Raw genomic sequence first — 23,401 nt, forward strand, 5'->3', positions numbered from 1 at the left:
GGGATTCAGGTGTATAACAGTAATTTGTATGACGATATAGTTGCGACTTTAAAGAATAAACCAAAAAAAACAGAAATTGATTTTTACAGGAAAAAAGTTGAAACCCTATTTTCTGGAGAGTGCAAAAAAATACTGTACCTTAAAGGCGAGTACATAATTAAAGAAAAACATAAGGATTCAAGCATATATTTTGTTGACAGGGGTAAGGTAGTACTCACAAGAAAGGATGTATACGGAAAGGAATACAGCAGCGGATATTTTCTCCCAGGGGAGTTTTTTGGCTTTTCTTCCCTTATTGATATGCCGGAGGAATTTAACTATAAAGCACTGACGAACTGCAGTTTGCATGTCATAGATACCGAAAGCGTTAAGAATAAATTGAATGAGGATTATGAACTTAAAAATCACTTTAATGAAATGCTTATAAATATAATGAGAAACGTTTCGTCAAGGCAGGGAAATTTAATACTTGGGGGCTGCAGGTCTTCCTTTGTCAACTTTGTACTGGAGCATATGTATAACTTTGGCAGCATCGATGAAAACGGCGACATTGTGGTACTGCTTGATGTAACCCTTGCAGAAATAGCGTCAATCCTTAACATGACAAGAGAAACCCTCTCGAGGATAGTGTCGGAAATGAAGAGGGATGGAATTATAGAGACTAAGAGAAGATTTATAAAGATAATTGACATTGCAAGGTTTATTGCGTAGATTTAAATATTTACAAAAAGGTATTGATTCTTTGTTAAAAAAATAATAGAATATATTTAGAATCTTCAGGGCAGGGTGAAAGTCCCTACCGGCGGTATAGCCCGCGAGCCGAAAGGCACGATCCGGTGAAACTCCGGGGCCGACAGTTAAAGTCTGGATGAAAGAAGATGGAACGGAATATTTTGGCCGCTGAAGATTTTCAGCGGCCCTTTATTTTTTCCTTCCTGCCCTGTAAAATTTAAGGAGGGTTTTTTTATGAAAAACAAAAATCTATCAGCTCTTATCAAAATCGCAGTATTATCTGCAATGGCACTAATACTTATGTTATTCGATTTTCCACTACCAATATTCCCTGACTTTCTCAAAATCGATTTAAGCGATTTACCAGCTCTTTTAGGATCCTTTGCAATGGGACCTGTAGCGGGAGTACTTATTGAACTTGTTAAAAACCTGTTAAACCTTGTAATTCGTGGAACTAAGACAGCGGGAGTAGGAGAACTTGCAAACTTCATAGTTGGAGCAGTGTTTGTTTTCACAGCAGGAACCATCTATAAGAATCAAAAGAACAGAAAAGGGGCTGTTATAGGCCTTGTGGCAGGAACGCTTGCAATGGCGGTTATAGCATCCATTGCCAACTACACCTTCTTAATTCCTCTTTACGCAAAGGCATTTCATGCGCCTATAGAGGCCTTCGTTCAAATGGGAACAAAAATCAACAGCAGCATAACGGGGCTTGGAACGCTTGTTGCATACAGCATATTCCCCTTTAATATTTTAAAGGGAGTAATAGTTGGACTTGTAACCTTTGTGGTATATAAGAGAGTTTCACCAATTCTTCATAGATAATTTTAATGCACCTTCGGGTGCTTTTTTTTAATGTTGATAAACAGTTAACAAAAAATAAATATTATTAAATAATTTTTATTATGTATAAATAAAGCATATAAAGCACCGATAACTTTATTAAACAGCATTTTGCCGCATACGACAGTAATTGCCCGGGAAATCATCGTTTTCCAACAAATTGTGTTACTATATTGTACATTATTATTTTTTATAGGAGGTGCTTTATATGAAGGGAACCGTTGTTTCAACCTGGATCAAAACATCAAGGGAACTTCATGGAGATGATGTTGTGAATAGAGCCCTTGAAAGCGTTGGTTTTAGAAGGGATAAGACATTTTCTCCAATTGAAGATATCGATGACGACAAAGTAGACAAAATAATATCGTTCATAGCCAATGAGAAAAATATTCCTTTATCAAAGCTGTGGAATCAGGTGGGAGTAGGAAATATAATGACATTCTCAAAGGATTATCCTGCCTTCTTTAAACATGACAGTCTCTACGGCTTTTTAAAATCCATGTATGATGTACACGTTGCCATTGTAAAAAGAATTCCGGGAGCAAAGCCGCCAATTGTTGGATTAAGGCCAATTTCAAAGAGGGAAGCGATATTTACATATAGATCTAAAAGGGGCATGTTTGACTATTTAAGGGGGCTTCTCGAAGGTGCCAGCAAATATTATAACGAAAGGCTTGAAGTGGAGGAAATATCAAAGAACAGCGACGGTATGGAACTTAAACTTACCTTTGAAAAGGATATTTACTTCAAAAAGAGGTATAGAATAAATAAGCTTATGTCCTTTGGATTTATAAAGAGTGTAGATATTAAAATAGCCCTTATGACATTCATTGTATTTGGAGTGCTAAACTTTGCATCCATATTTTTCTTTAAGGATTACACGGCCTATATATCCCCTTTAACTGCGTTTTTATCAGCCCTAATATCCTCAAGGGTTATAAACAGGCCTCTGGGGTTTATAGTAGATGAATTTAAAAAGATAAATGAACGCAATTATGCCGAGGATGGGGAAATAGTAACGGGGGACAACTTCGAAAATATATACAATATGCTAAAGGAATATAAAAAGGAAGTTAGAAGTGACTTTGTAGGCTTTAAGGGATTAACGGACGAGATGAACACCTTCAGCAACACCTTGAACGCCATTGCTGAAAAGATGGACAGTACATCAGGGGAGATTTCGGGGATTGTTGAACAGGTGGCAGCAGCAGCGATGATGCAGGCAGAGGAGACTGAAGGCTCTGTGGCCCTTTTAAATAAAAATATAGAATCTATAAAGGCCGTGGCTAAAATCGAGCAGAACAATAAAGCTAAACTGGAAAATGCTGTAATAAAGATTGATACAAGCTTTGATAACGTCAGAGATACTGCCGATAAGCTAAATGATATACTTAACACCTTCGAGATGGTTAAAAACAGCAGTATAGAGCTCCAGGAAAGAGCCAGGGGGATAACAAACATAGTATCCCTTGTGTCAAACATAGCGGCACAAACAAACCTTCTGGCGCTAAATGCATCCATTGAAGCTGCGAGGGCAGGAGAGGCTGGAAGGGGCTTTGCGGTTGTGGCAGACGAGGTTAGAAAGCTTGCAGAGCAGTCCCAAAGTGCCGTTGACGATATAAACAGAAGCCTTACAAGCTTTATAGGTGAGATTGAGGAGGTGGTTAATAACGTTGGAACCCAGTTTGAGGTGCTTCAGAATGAAAATGTAAGATTAAGCAATGCCATTGCATATACAAGCGAAGCAAAGGATAAGATAAAACAGGTGGCGGAAAAGATGATAGAAGCCTCTGAAAGGCTTCAGTCGGAGACGCAGTCGATAGCGTCAGTATATGGGAAGCTGGAATCCCTTGCAGCAATTGCCGAGGAGAACTCAGCATCATCCAGCGAGGTTTCAGCAAGTGTAACAAGATATACGGAGGAAATCAAAAACCTTACAAACAGCATTTCTCAATTTAAAAAGCTTACAGAACAGTTTAAAGAGGAAATCAGTATATATAGAATTTAGTTGATGCTTTATGTCGCCTTCTCTTTAGCGGTGGGTGTTAAACTCAATTTGAAACAAAAATCCCAAGCCTTAGAATTTCTTTGCCAAGCGTACTGGTGAATGAAATATATTTTTTATCGCAGCGCCCTCCTGTAGATATTTTAACGATAAATTAATAGTATTTTAATAAAATTCTCCAGGTTTACACCGGGGGAATTTTTATTATTTATACGATTTTTTAATGTTTATATGGGCAAAAAAATTTTTATGTCATTAATCGGCTGAAACTAGCAAATAAAAAGAAGTCTTTAAAGAAAAATGCGGTTTTCACCAGGATACAGCTCTATAAATCTAATATTACAATTTAAATAGCCAAAAAACTTTAAATATTCAGGTTGACACTTTGTTAAAAAATTAATAAACTAGAGGTGTAGTGAGATGTTATATAGGAGGGGGAAACATGGCACGTTTTACTTTACCTAGAGATTTGTATTTTGGAAAAGGGGCAATGGAGGACCTGAGGACGGCATTAAAAGGCTATAGGAAAGCAATAATCGTTACAGGCGGTTCTTCAATGCAGCGTTTTGGATTCTTGGGAAAGTTAGAGAATATTTTAAGGGAAACTGGGCTTGAGGTTAAACTGTTTGAGGGAGTAGAGCCTGACCCATCTGTGGAAACAGTTATGAAGGGTGCAAAGGTAATGCAGGAGTTTCAGCCTGATGTAATCGTTGCTATCGGTGGAGGTTCTCCTATCGACGCAGCAAAGGCCATGTGGGTATTTTATGAACATCCGGAATTAACCTTTGATGATATTAAAGATCCATTTTCAATACCAAGGCTTAGAAATAAAGCAATCTTCGTAGCAATCCCATCTACCAGCGGTACAGCAACGGAAGTAACAGCCTTTTCAGTAATCACAGACTACTCAACTAAGATCAAATATCCACTTGCTGATTTTGAAATAACGCCTGATATTGCAATATTAGACAGCGACATTCCAAACACTATGCCAAAGAGTTTAACAGCCGATACAGGAATGGACGCTTTAACCCACGCATTGGAAGCCTATGTCGCATCAAATCGTTCTCCATTTTCAGATCCATTAGCTTTAGAGGCCATCACTATGGTTTTTGAAAATCTTGTAGATTCCTACAATGGTGAGGAAAAAGCAAGGGGAAATATGCATATGGCCCAGTGCCTTGCCGGAATGTCATTCTCAAATGCACTTTTGGGAATTGTACACAGCCTTGCACATAAGATTGGTGCACAATATCATATTCCCCATGGAAGGTGTAATGCAATATTGCTTCCATATGTAATCAAATATAATTCAAAGGTTTGTATGGATAGATATGCAAATATTGCAAGAAGATTGGGGCTGCCTGGGGCAACTGATAAACAATTAGTGGACGAGCTAATCAAGGCTATAGTAGAACTGTCGGAAAGGGTAGGAATTGTAAATACATTAAAGGACAATGGGGTAACAGAAGAGCAGTTTAGGGAAACGGTTGATTTTGTTGCTGAAAACGCTGTGCTGGATCCATGCACAGCTTCAAATCCAAGGGAAGCTAAGAAAGAGGATTTAATTAAGATTTTAGAATGTGCATTCTATGGAAATCCAGTGACTTTCTAGAACATTCTAAAAATAATATCAATAAAAGTGGCCGGGTGTATGCCACTTTTATTGATATTTCGATATAATATAAATGATATGAAAATTTTGCAAAATCTACTTATGATTTAAGGGGTGGGAAAAATGTATAGGATACTGTCTAAAAAAATATTAAACGAAACAGTACAATTAATGGAAATAGAGGCGCCCTATATAGCAAGACGATGTGAGCCGGGGCAGTTTGTTATTTTAAGAGTTGACGAAAATGGTGAAAGAATACCCTTAACAATTGCAGATTATGACAGGGAAAGGAAAACTGTAACGATTATTTATCAGATTGTTGGATACTCCACTAAAAAACTATCGCAAAAAGAAGCTGGAGATACAATACAGGATATTGCAGGGCCCCTGGGAAAACCGTCTGAACTAAAAAAACATAAACGCGTACTTGGAATTGGCGGAGGAGTTGGAGCAGCGCCTTTATACCCTCAAATTAAAAAATTAAGTGAAATGGGAGTAAATGTAGATGTTATCCTTGGAGGAAGAACAAAAGAATATGTAATTTTAGAAGATAAGTTTAGAGAGATTTGCCAAAACGTCTATATAGCAACGGACGATGGAAGTAGAGGCCATAGGGGACTTGTAACGGATGTTTTAACAAAGTTAATTGAAGAAGGAAAGGAGTATGATGAGGTAATTGCAATTGGTCCCCTTGTAATGATGAAGGCTGTTTGCGCTATTACCAGGGAGTATCATATCCCTACATCTGTATCATTAAATCCCATTATGATTGATGGTACAGGTATGTGTGGAGGATGCCGCGTAACTGTTGGTGGAAAGATTAAATTTGCCTGTGTAGATGGCCCTGACTTTGATGGACATCTGGTTGATTTTGAAGAGTGCATGAGAAGACAGAGAATGTACAAAGAAGAAGAGCATGTATGTCTCATAGGATTGGAGGGATAAAAAGTGCCAAACATGAGTTTAAAAAAAGTGCCAATGCCAGAGCAGGATTCGAAAATACGTACTAAAAATTTTAGCGAAGTAGCCCTTGGATATACGGAAGAACAGGCTGTTGAAGAAGCTTTAAGGTGTTTACAGTGTAAGCATAAACCCTGTGTGAAGGGATGTCCTGTAAATGTACCAATCCCTGAGTTTATTAAAGAAATAGCAGCTGGAGAATTTAAAAAAGCCTATGAAATCATAGTAAGGGAGAATAGATTACCGGCAATCTGCGGCCGTGTATGTCCACAAGAAAGCCAGTGTGAGGGAAATTGTGTAAGAGGTATAAAGGGAGAACCAGTAGGAATAGGAAGGCTTGAACGATTTGCTGCAGACTATTATATGAAGAATGTAAAAAATGATGTAAAGGAAGTTGAAAAGAATGGTAAAAGGGTGGCCGTGGTAGGTGCAGGCCCTGCAGGCTTAACCTGTGCAGGGGAACTTGCAAAGATGGGCTATGAAGTTACTATTTTTGAAGCGCTGCACACACCGGGTGGAGTGCTTATGTATGGCATTCCAGAGTTTCGTCTGCCAAAGGCACTGGTTGAGAGGGAAATAGAAAATATAAGAAAGCTTGGAGTAAAGATTGAAACAAATGTATTAGTAGGAAGGTCCATAACGATCGATGAACTGTTTGAAGAAGGATATCAGGCGGTGTTTATAGGAAGCGGGGCAGGACTTCCAAAGTTTATGGGAATTGAGGGAGAAAACCTAAACGGTGTATATGCAGCTAATGAATTCTTAACGCGAAGCAATTTAATGAAGGCCTATGATTTTCCAAATAGTCCAACGCCAATTAAAGTAGGAAAGAACGTAGCTGTTATTGGCGGGGGAAATGTTGCCATGGATGCTGCACGTACAGCAAAAAGGCTTGGAGCTGAAAACGTTTATATTGTATACCGCCGTTCTGAAGAAGAGATGCCGGCAAGGCTTGAAGAAATTCACCATGCAAAGGAAGAAGGAATACAAATGAAGCTCCTTACAAATCCAGTAAGAATCCTTGGAAAAGAAGGTTGGGTAACAGGAATGGAGTGCATTGAAATGGAGCTTGGGGAGCCGGACGCTTCAGGAAGGCGAAGGCCTGTACCAAAGGCTGGAAGCGAGTTTATACTTCCAGTTGAAACGGTTATCATTGCAATTGGACAAACTCCAAACCCCCTAATCAGGCAAACTACAGAAGGATTAGATACCCATAGCTGGGGCGGTATTATAGTAAAGGAAGAAACAATGGAGACCAGCAAAGAAAACGTATATGCAGGTGGAGATGTTGTAACAGGAGCCGCAACGGTAATTTTAGCCATGGGAGCGGGTAAAAAGGCTGCTAAGGCTATTCATGAAAGATTAAATAAATGAGTTATGATAAAATCTTCAGAATGTGGACAGACAACTGTTGGCACTCTGTTTTTAATAAATTGCAATGTAATTTGACATATATTATATTAAAAGGAGGGTTAATCCCCTCCTTTTAATATTAGAAGGTATTTTATATCCCTCTCTATATGGTTAGAATATATAATATAATGATAAAAGGTTGGTGCATGATATGGAGATTATTACTAAAAGCCCGGAGGAGACCTATAACCTTGGAGTGAGGTTAGGGGAGCAGCTGATGCCGGGGGATATTATAGTTTTAAACGGCGACCTTGGGGCAGGCAAAACCCAGCTTACAAAGGGAATTGCAGAGGGACTTGGGGTAGCCGATTACATAACAAGCCCTACATTTACAATAGTGAACGAGTACGAGGGTAGGCTGCCCCTTTATCATTTTGACGTTTATAGAATAGAGGATATATATGAGATGAATGAAATAGGCTTTGAGGAGTACCTTTTTGGAAATGGCGTGTGCGTTATAGAGTGGGGGGATATGGTGAGGGAGCTTTTGCCCTATGATGTGATTGACATATACATAAGCAAGGTAGACGAGGTAACCAGAAGGATAGATATAAAGGGTGGAGATAGGTTAACTTTCGGGCGGGAGTTAAAACCCGACGGGAGATAGAACTTAGCTGAGGATTAACATTATACACATTGAGTTGAAGGGAGAAAAAACATGAGAATACTCGCTATAGACACATCGGGAAGTGCAGCAACTGCTGCGGTTTTAAGTGACGAGAAGCTTGAGGCTGAAGTTTTTTTAAATCATAAGCTTCAACACTCCACGATACTTTTTCCAATGATTGAGGACCTTCTTAAAATGCTCGAACTTAATATAAATGACATAGATGCCGTTGCTGTATCGGGAGGCCCGGGTTCCTTTACAGGTCTTAGAATAGGTGTTGCCGCTGCCAAGGGGATTGCCCAGGGAGGAAATATGAAGTTCATAGGCATTTCAAGCCTTGATGCCATGGCCTTTCAGCAGGTTGGATTTGACGGCATAATATGCCCTATTATGGATGCACTGAGGGATAATGTATATACCTCCCTATATAGCTGGCAAAATGATGAACTGTTTAAGGTACATGATTACGATGCCCTTCACATTGATGACCTTATAAGCAGGCTTATGGAAAGAAGCGAAAGGGTTATGTTCTGCGGAGATGGAGTAAAACTTCACAGGGACAGGCTTATTGAAGCCTTAAAGGACAGGGCAGCCTTTGCACCCCTTTCGACAAATATGCCAAGGGCTTCATCCCTTGCAGAGCTTGCACTCTTAAGGCTTAAAAAGGGAGAGGAGGACAGCATATTTACATATGGCCCCATATATATAAGGAAGTCACAGGCTGAAAGGGAATATGAAAGAAAGCAGGGTGTTAGGGTTGAATGATTTTTATATGGCGGATATGGATTTAAGCCACGTGGATGATGTTGTTCTTATAGAAAGGCTATCCTTTACAACACCATGGACAAAAGAAGCCTTTATATCGGAGCTCACCAGGAATAAATGCGCAAGATACAGAATAATATTAAAGGACGGAAGGGTTATAGCCTATGGAGGCATGTGGATAATGCTTGACGAAGCACATATAACCAACATAGCTGTCCATCCCGAGTTTAGGGGTATTGGCCTTGGAAGCATGCTGATGGAGGATATGATAAGCGTTGCAAGGGAAAACGGTGTCCATGCTATGACCCTTGAGGTTAGGGTTAGCAATACACATGCCATAGGCCTTTATAAAAAATATGGATTTGCCGAGATTGCCATTAGAAAAGGATATTATCAGGATACCGGGGAAGATGCAATTATCATGTGGAAGTACAATTTGTAAGCTTGCGCATATTATGGAGTTGTGCTTTAAAAATACTGGATATTAGACCATATTTATAATATAATTTTAAAAAATCTAATATTCCAAGTGGGGTGATGTAATGTTAATAAGGGCTTTGATGCTTCCAGCAGGGGAACTTGTAACGGTTAAGCCAGATGACAGCATAAGGACTGCTCTTGAGAGAATAAACCAGAAAAACTTTCTTTCAATTCCCGTTGCGGAGGGTAAGAGGTTTGTGGGAGTCATTTCAAAGGAAAGGATCTATGCAGAATACTTTGAAAAAGGGGGAGACAAGGAAGAATACCTTGACAATACAAAGGTTAAGGATTTGCTAAGAAGTGATATACCAGTGCTTGAACCCATAGATGAAATAGAAAAGGCAGCCTATACGTTGAATTTATCCGGAGTCCCCTTCATTGCTGTAATAAATAGCGATGGAGAATTTGAAGGCATCATAACTCACAAGGTTATATTTAAAGAGTTTGCCGAGGTTATAGGAATTCATAAGGGAAAGAGGCTTTCGGTGATCGCCTATGATATACCGGGTCAGATCGCAAAGCTTACGGAAATAATAAACAGATACGGCGGAGATATAATAAGCCTTGTTGTTATGGACCCGAAAACAAAAACAGAGGTTAAGGAAATAGTTATAAGGCTTAGAACCGATAACTATATAAAGATTGTTGACGCTGTAAAGAACGCAGGATTTAGAGTTCAATAGAATGAGAAAAGGCACAGAGGGCAAAGCCCTCTGTGCCTTTTCCGGGATATTAGCCATGGGAAGCTATTTCATTTTAGATTATTGACAGGATTTTGGATTTTATACATTAGGGAGAGAATTTTTTTAATATAATTTGAATAAAGGGCTATAATTTGCCTCTTTAATTTCATCAGCTTTAACTTCATACCTATTTATCATTTGTCTTATTATCTTTATAAAATAAGTAAAAAATAATACCAGTAAGAATAACTAATATAACAACCAAAATATTATCTATTGATTTGTTTAATTTGAGAGACAATGGAGTATTAAAGAATAATGCTGATAAGAATATAGGTATTGTTAATAAGTAATAGTTTTTTTTTATATTTCAAGTAGCGAAACACAACTATAATTAAGGAATAAATGATTGACAGAACGATTAATTTCATTTTTACTACCTCCTATAAAATTTATTAGAATTCTATTGTTATAATTAGATATATAACGCCTTGCTTATTTCAGTTTATTTAATTATAGTAGTGGAAGTCAAATTTTTATTATACCGGTATCGGCGCTTTTGATTTCAAATCGGCTATATTCACCTTTACGAAATTAGAATTGCTATGCACTAAAAAGTTCTTGATTTTAGTGATTTCCTTATCCTCTTTAAAGAACTATAGCCATTTAAACCAGTAGAGATAGTTTGAGAACATAGGAACGGTTCACAATTACCCACAATTACTTACGAATAGAAAATTCTTTCGTTTTTTACCTCCAGGCCTTTTATGGAGTAAATTTAAACTTCGATTCATACCCGACCTACCCAAAAAAACAAAAAAAGACACTGCTTGTCCATGTTTTGCCATTACCAAAAAGGCTCTTGCTTTAAGAGTTTTTAGCCTCATCGTTTAATTCTTGTTTTTAAAAAAGCAAACTCTTTTAGCCATTTCTTCTCATAGACCATACTAGGCCCCATTGTCCCAAGCCTTGATATCCTGGATGCCCTTGCATATCCTAATACCCTGCATATATCCCTATGGGTGAAGTTGCACAAATGCCTCATCAAAAGTACGCAAAGGGCCCTCATCTCCGTTGTCTCCATTCTGTTTTTGGCATGCAGAAGCCTCTTGTCTATCCCTGCGCATTTTGATACAAATTCCAGTATCTCCTCAGGGGGAAAGTCCATAACAAGTATCACCCTCTCGCTTCTATATTGATCTGCATACAAAAGAAGCCTCAATCATAATTTACCGCAATAATGCGGAAACAAAACTGAACATTGGCATATAGAGTCATGGAATAAAACGTGTTAATATAAAATCAGATTTAATATTAAATCTTTACTGGATGTGAAAACAAATGAACTTTAAGACTGGGATTCATAGACAGATAATCGCAGCGTTGTTGGATGCGAAAGAACCTGTTACAACTGTAAAGCTGGCCGAGGAGTTCGATCTATCCGAAAGGACGGTTCGAAACTATTTGAAGGATATAGGTGAAGAGCTTGAGGCAAATGGAATTGCCCTGATTAAAAAGCCCGGTGTCGGTGTTTACCTGGATATTGATGAAGAAAAAAGGGCAGAATTATTAAGGTCAATACAAAATGAGAATCCCATGGTAGGGGAATACTCACCTGAGGCCAGGAGAGAGTATATACTCGGAATACTTCTCAAAAACAGGGGTACCTATACGATTCAGCTTTTGTCCGAAGAGCTCTACTGCAGCAAAAGCACCATAATCAACGATCTGGTGTACGTTGAAGAATGGCTTGAGGACAGGGGCCTTTGCTTAAGGCGAAGGCAAAATCAGGGGCTTTGGGTGGAAGGAAACGAAGATGACTTCAGAAGGGCCATGGCTGATTTGTTCTTTGAGAAGAAGGATAAAACCAACAGCGAAGGGTTATGCGAAAGTGAATTCGAAAACCTGGATGACAGGCTTGACCTTACAAACTACAAAAAGATAAGACAAATGTTTCCCAGGATAGACATATTGAAAATACAGCAAATAATACTGCAGGCTGAGGACAGGCTGAGATATTCCTTTACAGATCAGGCTTTTGTGAATCTTATTGTTCATATTGCAATAGCCATTGAAAGAATAAAGAATAACAGGAGCATAAGCATTGAGAAGAATTTTGAAGATATAATCGAAAATAATGAAAACGAATATAGAATAGCCGAATGGATAGTAAAAAGATTAAGCGAGGAATTTAAGATAAACATCCCCAGGGAGGAAATAATCTATATTACCCTTCATATATTGGGGGCGAAGATACAGGAACAGGTAAATCTTGAGGATTGCGATGCCCTTCTAAACTCACAGGAGGATGCTTATCAGGAGATGGCAAAGGAAATGATAGCCCTGGTTAGCCATATACTGAAGGTTGACTTAACTAAGGACAAACTTCTGCAGCTGGCACTTGCACTCCATCTAAGGCCCACAATAGTAAAGCTAAAATATGGGCTCAAGCTTAGAAATCCTATGCTTGAGAGGATAAAAAATGAATATACGAGCATCTTCGGAGCGGTTTGGGCCTGCAGCAGCATATTTGAAAAGAATATGGGAGTTACCATAAATGAGGATGAAATAGGGTACATCACACTTCACTTTGCGGTTGCAATGGAGAGAGTTAGCAGCAAAATCAGGGCAGCAGTTATATGTTCCAGCGGAGTAGGAACCTCCCAGATGGTTGCGGCAAGGCTTTCAAAGAAGGTCGAGGAGCTTGAAGTAGTTGCGATTCTACCCTCCAAGAAGCTTGATGCAAAGATAATAGGACAAACTGATCTGATTATAACGACAGTTCCTATTCAAAAGCCGGGAATCAACTCAGTTTATATTAGTACTCTGGTAGATGAAATGGATATTTTGAATATAAAAAAGGCAATAGCCAGGATTAAGGCATCGAGTAATGGACAAGCTGAAATAACCGAAACAACCTCGGAAGACTATGAGGACATAATTGACGGGGAGCTTTGCTTCATTGACAAGGAAAGAAAAGATTTTACCGAGATAATAAATTATTATGGAAGCATTATGGAGAAAAGGGGCTTCGTTAAGGAGGGCTTTTCAAGAAATATACTTGAGAGGGAAATAAAATCTTCAACTTATATAGGCAGGGGAATTTCCATACCACACTCTACGGAGGAGTTTGTAATAAAGCCAAAGGTATGCATTATTTTGCTTAAAAATCCTATAAGTTGGAGAAACCATGAAATAAGGCTGATTATCATTCTGGCCTTGAAATTTAAAGATGTTGCTGCAACAAGAACCTTCTTTAAAAAGTTCTATAATGTACTGGATAACGCTGAAGCAATAAATAGAGTCTTAAGCGCAGCATGTACAAGAGAAATTGTTGAGATTCTAAAAAATGGAGGCAGTCAAAATGGATAAGCTAATAAACAGGGATATGATAGTACTTGATATGGAGGCAAGCTCAAAGGACGAGGTAATAGAGAAGCTTGCAAGAATAATTGAAAAACAGGGAAGATTAATAGATTTAGATGAATATCTTGCACAGGTTCATAGGAGGGAGGAGGAATTTCCAACCTCAGTTGGCTTTGGTGTGAGCATACCCCACGGAAAGTGTGAAGCTGTCAGGGATGCAGCAGTTGCCTTTGCAAGACTTAAAAATCCGGTGCAGTGGAGTGCAGATGAGAAGGTCAGATATGTATTCCTTCTTGCAGTTCCGGAGAAGGAAGCAGGAAACACACACCTTCAGATACTTGCTCAGCTGTCTAGAAAGATAATGAGAGAAGAGTTTAGAGAAAGGCTGGAAAACTCACAGGGAATAGATGAAATAGCAAGCGTTCTTGAAATGTAAGGGGGAAAATTTATGTTATATATGTTAGACACGGCAGATTTAAAGGCGATAGAAAGAGCATTTGATCTGTACCCAATGAGCGGGGTAACGACAAATCCTACAATAATTACAAAGGAAAAGAGAGATTTTCTAAGCATTCTAAGGGATATTAGAAGCATAATCGGAAAGGACACCATGCTTCATGTACAGGCTCTTTCAAAGACTGCGGATGAAATCATCAGGGAAGCAGAATTTTTAAATGAGTCAATAGGTGGAAACCTATATATAAAGATACCTGTAATTCCTGAAGGAATCAAGGCAATAAAGATGTTAAAGAAAAGAGGGATCAAAACAACCGCAACAGCTATTTTCACAGCTGAGCAGGCCTTTATGGCAGTCAATGCAGGTGCTGAATTTACGGCTCCCTATGTAAATAGAATAGATAATATCAGCGGCAACGGGGCTCGGGTTGTTGAGGAAATAGTCAGGCTCTTTGAAGTACATGGCTTAGACAGCAAGGTTCTTGCAGCATCCTTCAAGAACGTGGAGCAGGTGCACAGGGTTCTCCTGAGTGGAGCACAGTCCATAACAGTAAGCCCCGAGATAATGGATCGGCTTCTTGCCCACCCACTTACAGATTGGAGCGTTGACCGATTTATAAGCGATTGGGAAGGGGTATATGGAAAGGGCAAATTAACCAATAATCTTTATTAACGATAATAATTCCTCTCTGCAATGGGGAAAAGCAACATTTTACAGGAATTGTGGAGAGGGATTATAAATATAAATAAAAAGGGGGAGAAAAAATGAATGATTTAAAGGAGCTCTTCAAAAACACAAGACAGCACCTTATGACAGGGGTTTCCTATATGATACCCTTTGTAGTAGCGGGAGGAGTACTCCTGGCACTTTCGGTATTGCTTTACGGATCGGCAGCGGTACCACCAGAGGGAACTGCACTAAATGACCTCTTCAACATCGGTGCAGCAGGACTTGGACTAATGGTTCCAATACTCGCAGGATTTATAGCTTTTTCAATGGCAGATAGGCCTGGTATTGCTCCAGGAGCTATCGGTGGTTACCTTGCCAACAAAATTGGAGCAGGCTTCCTTGGTGGAATCGTAGCGGGTTTGCTTGCAGGTTTAGTTGTATTCTACTTGAAGAAGATCAAGGTTCCAACAATAATGAGATCCGTAATGCCCATATTTGTTATTCCACTGGTTGGAACAGTTATAGTTGGAGGATTAATGGTTTGGGTTGTTGGATCTCCAATAGCAGGAATTATGTCTGCAATGAAGGCATGGCTTGAGGGGCTTGGAACCGGTAACCTGGTAATACTTGGAATTATACTTGGTGCCATGATAGCCTTTGACATGGGTGGTCCGGTAAACAAGGTTGCATACGGATTTGGAGCAGCCATGGTTGGAACAATTGATCCATCAACTGGAATGGCAAGTCCAATAGCTCTTAAAATTATGGCTGCAATCGGGGTTGCCATATGTACGCCTCCAATAGGAATGGGAGTTGCAACATTGCTGGCTCCTAAGAAGTACAGCATGGAAGAAAAGGAAGCAGGAAAGGCCGGCATACTAATGGGATTAATCGGCATTACAGAGGGAGCTATTCCTTTTGCTGCAGCTGACCCAATTAGAGTTATACCTTCAATCATTGTAGGTTCAGCTGCCGGCGCAGTTACTTCAATGATATTCGGAGCAGGAAACCCAGCACCATGGGGCGGCTGGATAGTACTTCCAGTAGCTTCAGGGAAGTTTGGCTACATTATAGCTACTTTAGTAGGCGTTGCAGTAACAGCAGTTATGGTTAATCTCATAAAGAAGCCAGTTTCAGAGAAGAAGGAGAGCAGTACTGTTGCTTCAAGTGATGAAATAGATATATCCTTCGAGTAAGTTTTAGTCATTGTTAGCAATATAATTTGTAAACTATATATCATAAAACATCAGTTGGAGGATGAATCTTATGAAACTTTTAGCAGTTACAGCATGTCCATCAGGAGTTGCCCACACCTATATGGCGGCAGAAGCACTCGAGAGAGCTGCAAAGGCAAAGGGAATCGAGATAAAGGTCGAAACCCAGGGCTCCATAGGAATTGAAAACAGAATAACTATGGAGGATGTTAAAAATGCTGATGCGGTTATCCTTACAAAGGACATGGGCATAAAGGAAAGGGAAAGATTTAACGGTAAGCCAATAGTCAACGTAGGAGTTGGCGACGCTATTAAAAAGGCAGACCAGATAATCGACAAAATAATAGCATACTTAAACAACAAGAAGTAAGCGATATAAAAGCAGGTACCGGCGCAGAGGTTGCTGGTACCTGTTTTTTTACTTCTACAGTCCGCCAACTACTGCTTTAAATCCATATCCTTCCATAAGATTCCTAACCCTTTCTACTTCACCTTCTGAAGGGGGCTTAACATCCTTAAGCTGGTACTTTCTGTTTAGAAATTCATATTTGCCCTTTCCATACTGGTGGAAGGGGAGAAGGTGAATCTCCTTAAGCCCCAGTTCCTTAACAAGACGGGCTATTGCCTTAAGGTTTTCCTCATCCATATTATATCCGGGTATCAAAGGGATTCTTGGTATAACGTGTTTTCCACTTTCAACGAGCATCCTCAAATTGGATTCAATAAGCCTGACGTCCGCACCAAGGACTGCAGCGGCCCTATCAGCATCCATTATTTTAAGGTCAAAGAGTATGGTGTCAAGGTTTTCTGCCATTGCCTTAAGTCCCTCGGTGCTTCCCTGTCCACTGGTTTCAATGGCTGTGTCTATTCCCAGTCTCTTTAACTCCCTTAGAAGCTCAGCAGCAAAGGGGGCCTGGGATAAAACCTCTCCACCGGAGAGGGTTACCCCTCCTCCTGAGGTGTTGTAAAATATGGAGTCCTTCATAACCTCTTTTATTATATCTTCTATAGTGTAATACTTTCCGAATATCTCTATGGCGCCTGAGGGGCACTCATCGGGGTCCATGGAACAGAAGCTGCAGTGAATACATCTGCTGTTTACACGAACCTTTTCAGGCTTGTAGCTCTGTGATTCGGGGTTGCTGCACCAGGGGCAGTGGAGAGGACAGCCCTTGAAGAAGACAACTGTCCTTATGCCCTCCCCATCATGAATACAATATCTTTGAATGTTGAATATTAATGCCTTCATATAATCACATCCTATAGACAGTGTTCTGTTCTCGCAATGATGTCCTTCTGAATTTCCCTGCTTAATTCAATGAAGAAGGCGCTGTATCCGGCAACCCTTACCACAAGGCCCTTGTAGTTTTCAGGATGGAGCATAGCATCCCTCAGTGTATCTGCTGATATTACATTGAACTGTATATGCTGTATCTTAAGCTTCATAAAGGCCAGGAGGTAGTTTGCCATCTTATTGATTCCCTCCTGTCCCTCAAGGGTCTTTGGAGAGAACTTAACGTTCAGGAGGCTTCCATTTGAAGTAAGGTAGTTATCAAGCTTGCTTACGGACTTTAATACTGCCGTTGGACCAAGCCTATCCCTTCCGACCATAGGAGAAAGTCCTCCATCTGCCAGCTGTTCCCTGGCCTTTCTTCCGTCAGGAGTTGCTCCAACTGCAGCTCCAAGGGGAACGTGGGCTGAAACGGTGTAGGAACCAGGAGTAAATATCCCTCCACGAGGATTGGTGTACTTTTCAACCTGCAGGTTGTAGTGGCGGAGTATGTCTGAGCCTATATCGTCAACCTCGTCGTTATCGTTTCCGTATTTATCGTATTTGTTTATAAGCCTTATTCTAAGCTTTTCGTATTCCTCTCCCTCAAAGTTTGAATCCAGGGCGTTTATAAGCTCCTCAAAGGATATTCGCTTCTCCTCGAAAACTATCTTTTTAAGGGCGTATAGGGAGTCGCTGAGATTTGCTATACCTATTCCCTGAACCCCTGAGAAGTTGTATTTTGCTCCACCAGAGGTAACGTCCATACCTTTAGATAGGCAGTCATCTACAAAGCATGAAAGGAAGGGGATTGGGGCATAGTCCCTATGGCCAATATCTACGATGTTTGAGCCCTCAGCCATAAGGCTTACATAGTGGTCTATCTTTTCCTTTATTCTGGTTATGATCTTTTCATAGGTAACGTCCCTGGAGTATTTAAACTCCTTTAGGGTAAGCTCCATTACCTTTAGAAGGTTAAAGAGGGCAATATCATGAAGTCCGTAGGTTTTTCCAGGGATGGAAAGCTCCACACAACCAACTATCGCGTAGTCCCTTGCATCTTCAAGGGAAACCCCTCTGTTTAAAAAGCCTGGAACGATAACCTCATCGTTGAATATCTGTGGTATACCGGTACCAAACCTTATAGTTTCAACGGTCTTGTTAAGGAAGGGCCTTTCAATAAATTCATTTAACCTTACAGCAAGGTTTGGCTGTGGAAGGAGAACGTCCTGGTAGGTTTCGAGGCACAGATAGGACAGTTCATTTACCGCTGAGCGCCCGCTTGGGGTCAGGCCTCCAAGGGCCACTGTATATCCCGTTGGGAAGCCTGCAAAGTATCTTGCGCTCTCTTCACTTCTAATTAAAACAACATCGTTCATCTTTATCCAAAGGCACTCAAGCACTTCCTTTATATATTCAAGGGGGACACCCTTTTCTATGTCCTTCTTGTAAAAGCTGTACATGAACTGGTCAAATCTTCCAGTTGATATGGAGCTTGCGTTTGACTCGTACTGTGCAATTACGTTTAAATACCAAAACAGCTGGCAGGCCTCATGGAAGCTATCGGGCTTTTCCCTTGAAACCTTACTTGATATTCTGGCTATTTCCAGGAGTTCACTCCTTCTTGTTTCATTTTCTTCCCTGGCTGCGTACTGCTCCGCAAGTTTTGCATATCTTAGTATGTGCCTTTGGGAAGCCTCAAGAACGATTAGTGCTGCTCTGTAAAAATCGTTTTCTGGATGGGATTTTGACAATCTCTTTACCCTTTCAACTACATATCCAAGGCCATTGTTTAATGCACTGCTGAGGTCCATTATGATATGGCCCTGTCCCTTGTCGGTTTGGTTAAGCTTGAAGATGTTCAGAGAAATCGCTTCCTTTATTTCATCTCTCAGCTTTCCGTTAATGGAATCCTTTAGGGATCTGCCGGCCCAATAGGGGTAAAGCTCTTCCCTGTAGATTTTCTTATCCTCTTCTGATATATAGAAAGGGTCCTGGGGCCTTGCGTGAATTGTATCGAGCTCCTTTAGTATCCAGTAGGGATCCATCTCAGGAGAGATTATACCACTTCTTGGCTTTATCGTTCTGTTACCTGCGATTAATTCACCTTCCCTTATCGAAATAGCGACCTTATCGAGTATATTGGCGGTTGCCTTCGCTCTTCTTATAATAACAGGTTCCCCCTCTGTCTGCTTGTAGCTTTCAGTGTACAATAATGCCCTCTCAAGGGATATCTCCCTCTTGTTTTCAAATAATTGCTTTTTCAACAAGTCAATACGATCCTTTAACATTGATTTTCTCCCCTATAACATCTTTAAAATTGTTTTTTATTATTTATTATTGTTTAATATTATTTTATTACTTTTTTAGAGGGAGTTCAATATATTTTTAGAATGTATTTAACAATTTATTTGATTAAATAATAGTAAATAAGATAAAATAATATTATCTTACTAATGTTGATATTATTGTTATTAAATAAAATTAAACGGGTGGTGGTTTTGTGTTTGCATCGGAGAGACTCGAGGAAATAGTTAAAATACTTAACAGGGAAGGGAAGGTAGTTGTAAAGGAGCTGAGCCAACTTTTCAATGTAACTGAAGACTGCATAAGGAAGGACTTAAAAAACCTTGAAAATCAAAAGCTTATCAAAAGGACCTATGGGGGAGCAGTGCTCCTGAGAAGCACTGCCAGGGAGGAGAAAATAGAAAATAGAAAAGAAAGGGACCTTGAAGCTAAAAGGATTATTGCAGAGAAGGCCTTTGGGCTCATCGAGGAAAACGAGACTATTTTCCTTGATATATCAACGATAAATATACTTCTTTCTGAGATAATCGCAAAAAGCAGCAAAAGGCTTACCGTTATCACAAATATGCTGGATATAGTGAAGTCATTTTCAAACAATAATACCTGTAAGGTAATATGCACCGGTGGAGTATTCAACAAGGAACTGGACGGGTTTATAGGGGCTGCAGCCATAGAGAGCATATCTAAATACAAGGTCAGCAAGGCCTTTATAGGGAGCTGCGGTATAGATATATATGATGGGAGCATAACAACCTTCGATGTCGAGGACGGCAATACAAAGAAGGCCATTATGCAATCCAGCAGGAAGGTGTTTCTGGTTATGGAAAATAAGAAGTTCTATATAGACGGCACCTACAAGTTTGCCCACCTTCAGGATGTAAACAGTGTTATTACTGAGGAGAGGCCAAACGATAACTTGCTTGAAATACTTGCAAGCAACGATACGAGTGTAATATAGGGGGTAAATTTATTGTGTGGGGGCGCAGGAACATTGGGACGTTTTACAGTTGCTTACGAATAGAAAATTCTTTCATTGCCTTTTATAGAGTAAATTTAAACTTTAATTCATGCCCCCTTACAAATATCGTGAACTATCATTTAAATTGAATTACTTCACCTAATTTAAATATCTTTTCTTCATTGCTACCACTATCTGTTGTCCAAGAAACTCTTACCTCTGCTGTATTAAAAATATTCCTAATGGCTTGTTCATTTAACCCCTTGGAGTAGAATACAAATTTATTGCTATATTTAGCGAATTTTTCTTCTGAATTGTCCTGGCTGTATGATTGTCCAAACCAATATCGTTCTCTGTCGTATGAATTAGCAATCTTTTTAATGTCAGGTATTATAATTTTTCTGTTTGATATTTTGTTTGAGTGCTTTACATCCAAAGTAAATTCCATGTTTTTGAAGTCATTCTTTGAAGCATTTTCTAGCTGCCCGGTCCCTACAGATTGAAATTCTATGTCTGTCAAATTAGACACATTAAATTTCAAACTAATTTCAGGTTCTTTTTTAATTTTTTCTGTACTACAAGCGGCTATAATTAATAATGGGCTTAATAAGAATATAATGATCATAATAATTCTTTTCACTGCTTATACCTCCTTTGATATATTATATCGTTACGTACCGATTAAATTTTACCGGAGGCTAACATTACATTCCAATATCTATTATATCTGTTCATACATAGGTTTCCAATTATAAAATTAAAAGTAAAGTATAGTAACCTGTATAATTCATTAAGTTATGAATTAAGATAATTTTATTTTTGAGCTTGGAGAACTATAAGCTCTCTCAAATTTTGCAATGACTGAGTGGCTGAAGAAGGCTGCATAAAACCCATGAAATACTTGATCTATTAAGATATAATTATTCTTAAGACTAAAAGATGCTGCGATAAAAAATATATTTAATTTACCAATACGCTTGCACATGGAAGTTCCATAAGAGCCTCCAATTGCTTGCTAAATGTGAATTTTATATATAAAAAACTGGCACAACGGGTTAAATAATCAGGAAAGAGAGGGATAAAAATGGGCAGATTATTATTGGTTGAGGACGATGAAGCTCTAGCCTTAGGTATAGAATTTACTTTAATAGATGAAGGCTATCAGGTGTTAAGAGCCGCCACTTTCGATGAAGGGAAAAGGATGTTTGAAAACGAAAGCTTTGATCTTGTAATACTGGATGTAAACCTTCCCGATGGGAGCGGATATGAGCTTTGCAAATATATTCGAACAAAAAGTGATGTTCCAATAATATTTTTGACTGCCCTTGATGAAGAGGTAAATGTGGTGCTTGGATTTGAAATAGGGGGAGACGACTATATAACAAAGCCCTTCAGGGTAAAGGAACTCATATCAAGAATTAAGGCGATTTTAAGAAGAAATTCTAAAGCAGCTGCCCCTGGCAACAGGCTTATCAGTGGTGATATAACAGTGGACACATCTATGGCCCTTGTTAAGAAAAAGGGCAGGGAGGTAGCTCTTACTGCACAGGAATACAGGCTTCTTTTAATATTTATGTCAAAGCCTAAGGTTGTAATGAAGAGGGATGAGATACTCAGGGAACTCTTGGAAGGTGCCGAGGCCTTTTTTGATGAAAACACCCTTTCCGTGTATATAAAGAGAATTAGAGAAAAGATAGAAGACAACCCAAAGGAACCTCAATATATAATAACCCAGAGGGGTTTAGGCTATAAATGGAATAGGGAAGTTACAAAGGAGTAGCAGTATGAAGGGGTATTTTAATAATCCGGAAATTAAGAAAAGCTCTGCTGTCTTGTTCATCATCATGGCAGTGTTTCTAATATGTAACTACATAGTTATAAAAGTTAATAATGAAAACCTAAGAAGGGATTATATAAGGGTTCTGGGGGGCATTACGGCCAGGGTGATTGAAAAGAGCCCTCAGCTTGAGGGAGAGATAGTGCCTCTTATGACAAGGGAACTAACCAGGGAGGAAGAGTTAAAGGGCAGAGAAATTTTAAGACAGTATGGTTTAAGTGAAGGCCTTGGGGTAAGCCTATTTCCTTATATAAAGGATAGCTTTAGAAACAGCATATTTAATATACTGTTTCTAGGCATCGTTTTAACAGGACTTCTTTTTTTACTAAACTATCTGCAGTACGGTTATTTTTATGATAATATGAGAAATTTCAGTTCAGCCGCTAAAAGAATAGTAGAGGGAGACTATAATTTGAAGTTAAGTGGGAAAAAGGAGGGGGATTTATCCAAGCTTACACAGTCCTTTAACTCAATGGGGGAGGTTATAAGAGCCCATATCTATGCCCTAAGGAAAGAAAAGGAATTTCTTGTGGGCCTCCTTTCGGATATTTCCCATCAGCTTAAGACTCCCCTTTCCACCATGATTTTATATAACGATATAATGCTTACCAGGGAGTTAACAAAGGAGCAAAGAGAGACCTTTTTAAAAAACAATCAAGACCAGCTCAATCGAATGAAATGGCTTATTCAAAACTTACTTAAGCTTGCTAAAATAGATGCCAATGCCATTGAACTTGAGATAGAAAAGCAGAGCTTAAATGAAACCATAGAGGAAGTTATAGAAACACTGGAAAGCAAGGCACTTGAGAAAAAAGTTAAGGTGGATTTCATTTCAAAGGGGGATGTAAATTTTAGTCATGACAGGCTGTGGCTTCAGGAGGCTTTAATCAATGTAGTTAAAAATGGTATAGAACACTCTAATGAAGGCGGTAGCGTTGTAATAGATTTAGAGGATAATCCTGTGTATACAAGAATTACAGTCAAAAATACGGGAGACATCATTCCTGAGGAGGATTTAGCCAATATATTTAAAAGATTCTATAAGGGAAGGAATTCGAAAAAGAGTGATTCCATAGGCATAGGCTTGTCCCTGGCCAAGTCTATAATTGAAAGGCATGGAGGGTATATTGAGGCGAGAAGCGACAGGAAAGAAGGAACGAGGTTTGTTATTACGTTTTTAAAGTATTAAGCTAATTCGTTGTGCTAGATAAATTTACAGA

The 23,401-nt window shown here is 39.3% G+C and carries 22 protein-coding genes and 1 riboswitch; of the genes, 18 read left to right on the forward strand and 4 right to left on the reverse strand.

Going from position 1 to position 23,401, the window contains the following annotated elements; translation table 11 throughout:
- Positions 1 to 9 precede the first annotated feature (9 nt).
- The 10 genes from EDD71_RS03890 (at position 10) to EDD71_RS03935 (ending at position 10,103) form a co-directional block, all read left to right on the forward strand.
- A complete protein-coding gene (locus EDD71_RS03890; protein WP_133627427.1) occupies positions 10 to 711 on the forward strand; it encodes a Crp/Fnr family transcriptional regulator in 702 nt (233 codons plus the stop codon).
- 57 nt (positions 712 to 768) lie between these two features.
- Positions 769 to 884: riboswitch (FMN riboswitch) on the forward strand.
- Positions 885 to 966: 82 nt separating this feature from the next.
- On the forward strand, positions 967 to 1,557 hold the full coding sequence (locus EDD71_RS03895) for an ECF transporter S component (RefSeq protein WP_133627428.1): 591 nt from the start codon (positions 967 to 969) through the stop codon (positions 1,555 to 1,557).
- Positions 1,558 to 1,783: 226 nt separating this feature from the next.
- The gene (locus tag EDD71_RS03900) at positions 1,784 to 3,583 is read left to right on the forward strand and encodes a heme NO-binding domain-containing protein (RefSeq protein ID WP_133627429.1); all 1,800 of its coding nucleotides are present in this window, start codon (positions 1,784 to 1,786) and stop codon (positions 3,581 to 3,583) included.
- Between the two features lie 439 nt (positions 3,584 to 4,022).
- Positions 4,023 to 5,195: an iron-containing alcohol dehydrogenase gene (locus tag EDD71_RS03905; protein ID WP_133627430.1), complete on the forward strand. Its 1,173-nt coding sequence runs from the start codon at positions 4,023 to 4,025 to the stop codon at positions 5,193 to 5,195.
- Positions 5,196 to 5,318: 123 nt separating this feature from the next.
- On the forward strand, positions 5,319 to 6,140 hold the full coding sequence (locus EDD71_RS03910) for a sulfide/dihydroorotate dehydrogenase-like FAD/NAD-binding protein (protein ID WP_133627431.1): 822 nt from the start codon (positions 5,319 to 5,321) through the stop codon (positions 6,138 to 6,140).
- 3 nt (positions 6,141 to 6,143) lie between these two features.
- Positions 6,144 to 7,529 (forward strand): NADPH-dependent glutamate synthase, encoded by a 1,386-nt coding sequence (gene gltA, locus EDD71_RS03915; protein WP_133627432.1) that lies wholly within the window; start codon positions 6,144 to 6,146, stop codon positions 7,527 to 7,529.
- A gap of 190 nt (positions 7,530 to 7,719) precedes the next feature.
- Entirely contained in the window at positions 7,720 to 8,175 is a 456-nt protein-coding gene (gene tsaE, locus EDD71_RS03920; RefSeq protein WP_133627433.1) for a tRNA (adenosine(37)-N6)-threonylcarbamoyltransferase complex ATPase subunit type 1 TsaE, read from the forward strand.
- A 51-nt stretch (positions 8,176 to 8,226) separates the two neighbouring features.
- Positions 8,227 to 8,940, forward strand: a complete 714-nt coding sequence (gene tsaB, locus EDD71_RS03925; protein WP_133627434.1) for a tRNA (adenosine(37)-N6)-threonylcarbamoyltransferase complex dimerization subunit type 1 TsaB — start codon at positions 8,227 to 8,229, stop codon at positions 8,938 to 8,940.
- Positions 8,924 to 9,382 (forward strand): ribosomal protein S18-alanine N-acetyltransferase, encoded by a 459-nt coding sequence (rimI, locus tag EDD71_RS03930; RefSeq protein WP_479724190.1) that lies wholly within the window; start codon positions 8,924 to 8,926, stop codon positions 9,380 to 9,382. The genes tsaB and rimI overlap by 17 nt, the downstream gene beginning before the upstream one ends.
- A gap of 100 nt (positions 9,383 to 9,482) precedes the next feature.
- Positions 9,483 to 10,103: a CBS domain-containing protein gene (locus EDD71_RS03935; RefSeq protein ID WP_133627435.1), complete on the forward strand. Its 621-nt coding sequence runs from the start codon at positions 9,483 to 9,485 to the stop codon at positions 10,101 to 10,103.
- Positions 10,104 to 10,986: 883 nt separating this feature from the next.
- Here the strand turns inward: EDD71_RS03935 and EDD71_RS03940 are convergent.
- Complete coding sequence (locus EDD71_RS03940) at positions 10,987 to 11,313, reverse strand: hypothetical protein (RefSeq protein WP_133627436.1); 327 nt, start codon at positions 11,311 to 11,313, stop codon at positions 10,987 to 10,989.
- Between the two features lie 131 nt (positions 11,314 to 11,444).
- Between EDD71_RS03940 and EDD71_RS03945 the strand changes: the two genes are divergently transcribed.
- The 5 genes from EDD71_RS03945 to EDD71_RS03965 all read left to right on the forward strand — a co-directional run bounded on the left by EDD71_RS03945 (position 11,445) and on the right by EDD71_RS03965 (position 16,179).
- Positions 11,445 to 13,475, forward strand: a complete 2,031-nt coding sequence (locus tag EDD71_RS03945; protein WP_133627437.1) for a BglG family transcription antiterminator — start codon at positions 11,445 to 11,447, stop codon at positions 13,473 to 13,475.
- Positions 13,468 to 13,905 carry a PTS sugar transporter subunit IIA gene (locus EDD71_RS03950; protein ID WP_133627438.1) on the forward strand — a complete coding sequence of 146 codons (438 nt, stop codon included), beginning with the start codon at positions 13,468 to 13,470 and terminating at the stop codon, positions 13,903 to 13,905. Before EDD71_RS03945 ends, EDD71_RS03950 begins: the two co-directional genes overlap by 8 nt.
- A 12-nt stretch (positions 13,906 to 13,917) precedes the next feature.
- Positions 13,918 to 14,598: a fructose-6-phosphate aldolase gene (locus EDD71_RS03955; RefSeq protein ID WP_133627439.1), complete on the forward strand. Its 681-nt coding sequence runs from the start codon at positions 13,918 to 13,920 to the stop codon at positions 14,596 to 14,598.
- Between the two features lie 92 nt (positions 14,599 to 14,690).
- Entirely contained in the window at positions 14,691 to 15,791 is a 1,101-nt protein-coding gene (locus EDD71_RS03960) for a PTS fructose transporter subunit EIIC (protein ID WP_133627440.1), read from the forward strand.
- A 70-nt stretch (positions 15,792 to 15,861) separates the two neighbouring features.
- A complete protein-coding gene (locus EDD71_RS03965) occupies positions 15,862 to 16,179 on the forward strand; it encodes a PTS fructose-like transporter subunit IIB (protein WP_133627441.1) in 318 nt (105 codons plus the stop codon).
- 54 nt (positions 16,180 to 16,233) lie between these two features.
- On the opposite strand, the gene EDD71_RS03970 is transcribed toward EDD71_RS03965, so the two are convergent.
- On the reverse strand, positions 16,234 to 17,058 hold the full coding sequence (locus tag EDD71_RS03970; RefSeq protein ID WP_133627442.1) for a [formate-C-acetyltransferase]-activating enzyme: 825 nt from the start codon (positions 17,056 to 17,058) through the stop codon (positions 16,234 to 16,236).
- 11 nt (positions 17,059 to 17,069) lie between these two features.
- A complete protein-coding gene (locus tag EDD71_RS03975) occupies positions 17,070 to 19,370 on the reverse strand; it encodes a formate C-acetyltransferase (protein WP_133627443.1) in 2,301 nt (766 codons plus the stop codon).
- Positions 19,371 to 19,582: 212 nt separating this feature from the next.
- Between EDD71_RS03975 and EDD71_RS03980 the strand changes: the two genes are divergently transcribed.
- Positions 19,583 to 20,344 carry a DeoR/GlpR family DNA-binding transcription regulator gene (locus EDD71_RS03980; RefSeq protein WP_133627444.1) on the forward strand — a complete coding sequence of 254 codons (762 nt, stop codon included), beginning with the start codon at positions 19,583 to 19,585 and terminating at the stop codon, positions 20,342 to 20,344.
- A 136-nt stretch (positions 20,345 to 20,480) separates the two neighbouring features.
- On the opposite strand, the gene EDD71_RS03985 is transcribed toward EDD71_RS03980, so the two are convergent.
- Positions 20,481 to 20,984 carry a hypothetical protein gene (locus tag EDD71_RS03985; RefSeq protein ID WP_133627445.1) on the reverse strand — a complete coding sequence of 168 codons (504 nt, stop codon included), beginning with the start codon at positions 20,982 to 20,984 and terminating at the stop codon, positions 20,481 to 20,483.
- Positions 20,985 to 21,428: 444 nt separating this feature from the next.
- Between EDD71_RS03985 and EDD71_RS03990 the strand changes: the two genes are divergently transcribed.
- Together EDD71_RS03990 and EDD71_RS03995 are read left to right on the forward strand one after the other, a co-directional pair.
- On the forward strand, positions 21,429 to 22,124 hold the full coding sequence (locus tag EDD71_RS03990) for a response regulator transcription factor (RefSeq protein WP_133627446.1): 696 nt from the start codon (positions 21,429 to 21,431) through the stop codon (positions 22,122 to 22,124).
- A gap of 4 nt (positions 22,125 to 22,128) precedes the next feature.
- Positions 22,129 to 23,370 carry a HAMP domain-containing sensor histidine kinase gene (locus EDD71_RS03995; protein ID WP_133627447.1) on the forward strand — a complete coding sequence of 414 codons (1,242 nt, stop codon included), beginning with the start codon at positions 22,129 to 22,131 and terminating at the stop codon, positions 23,368 to 23,370.
- The last annotated feature ends 31 nt before the right edge of the window (positions 23,371 to 23,401 follow it).

The organism is Fonticella tunisiensis (genome assembly GCF_004364155.1).
Taxonomy (GTDB): domain Bacteria; phylum Bacillota; class Clostridia; order Clostridiales; family Caloramatoraceae; genus Fonticella; species Fonticella tunisiensis.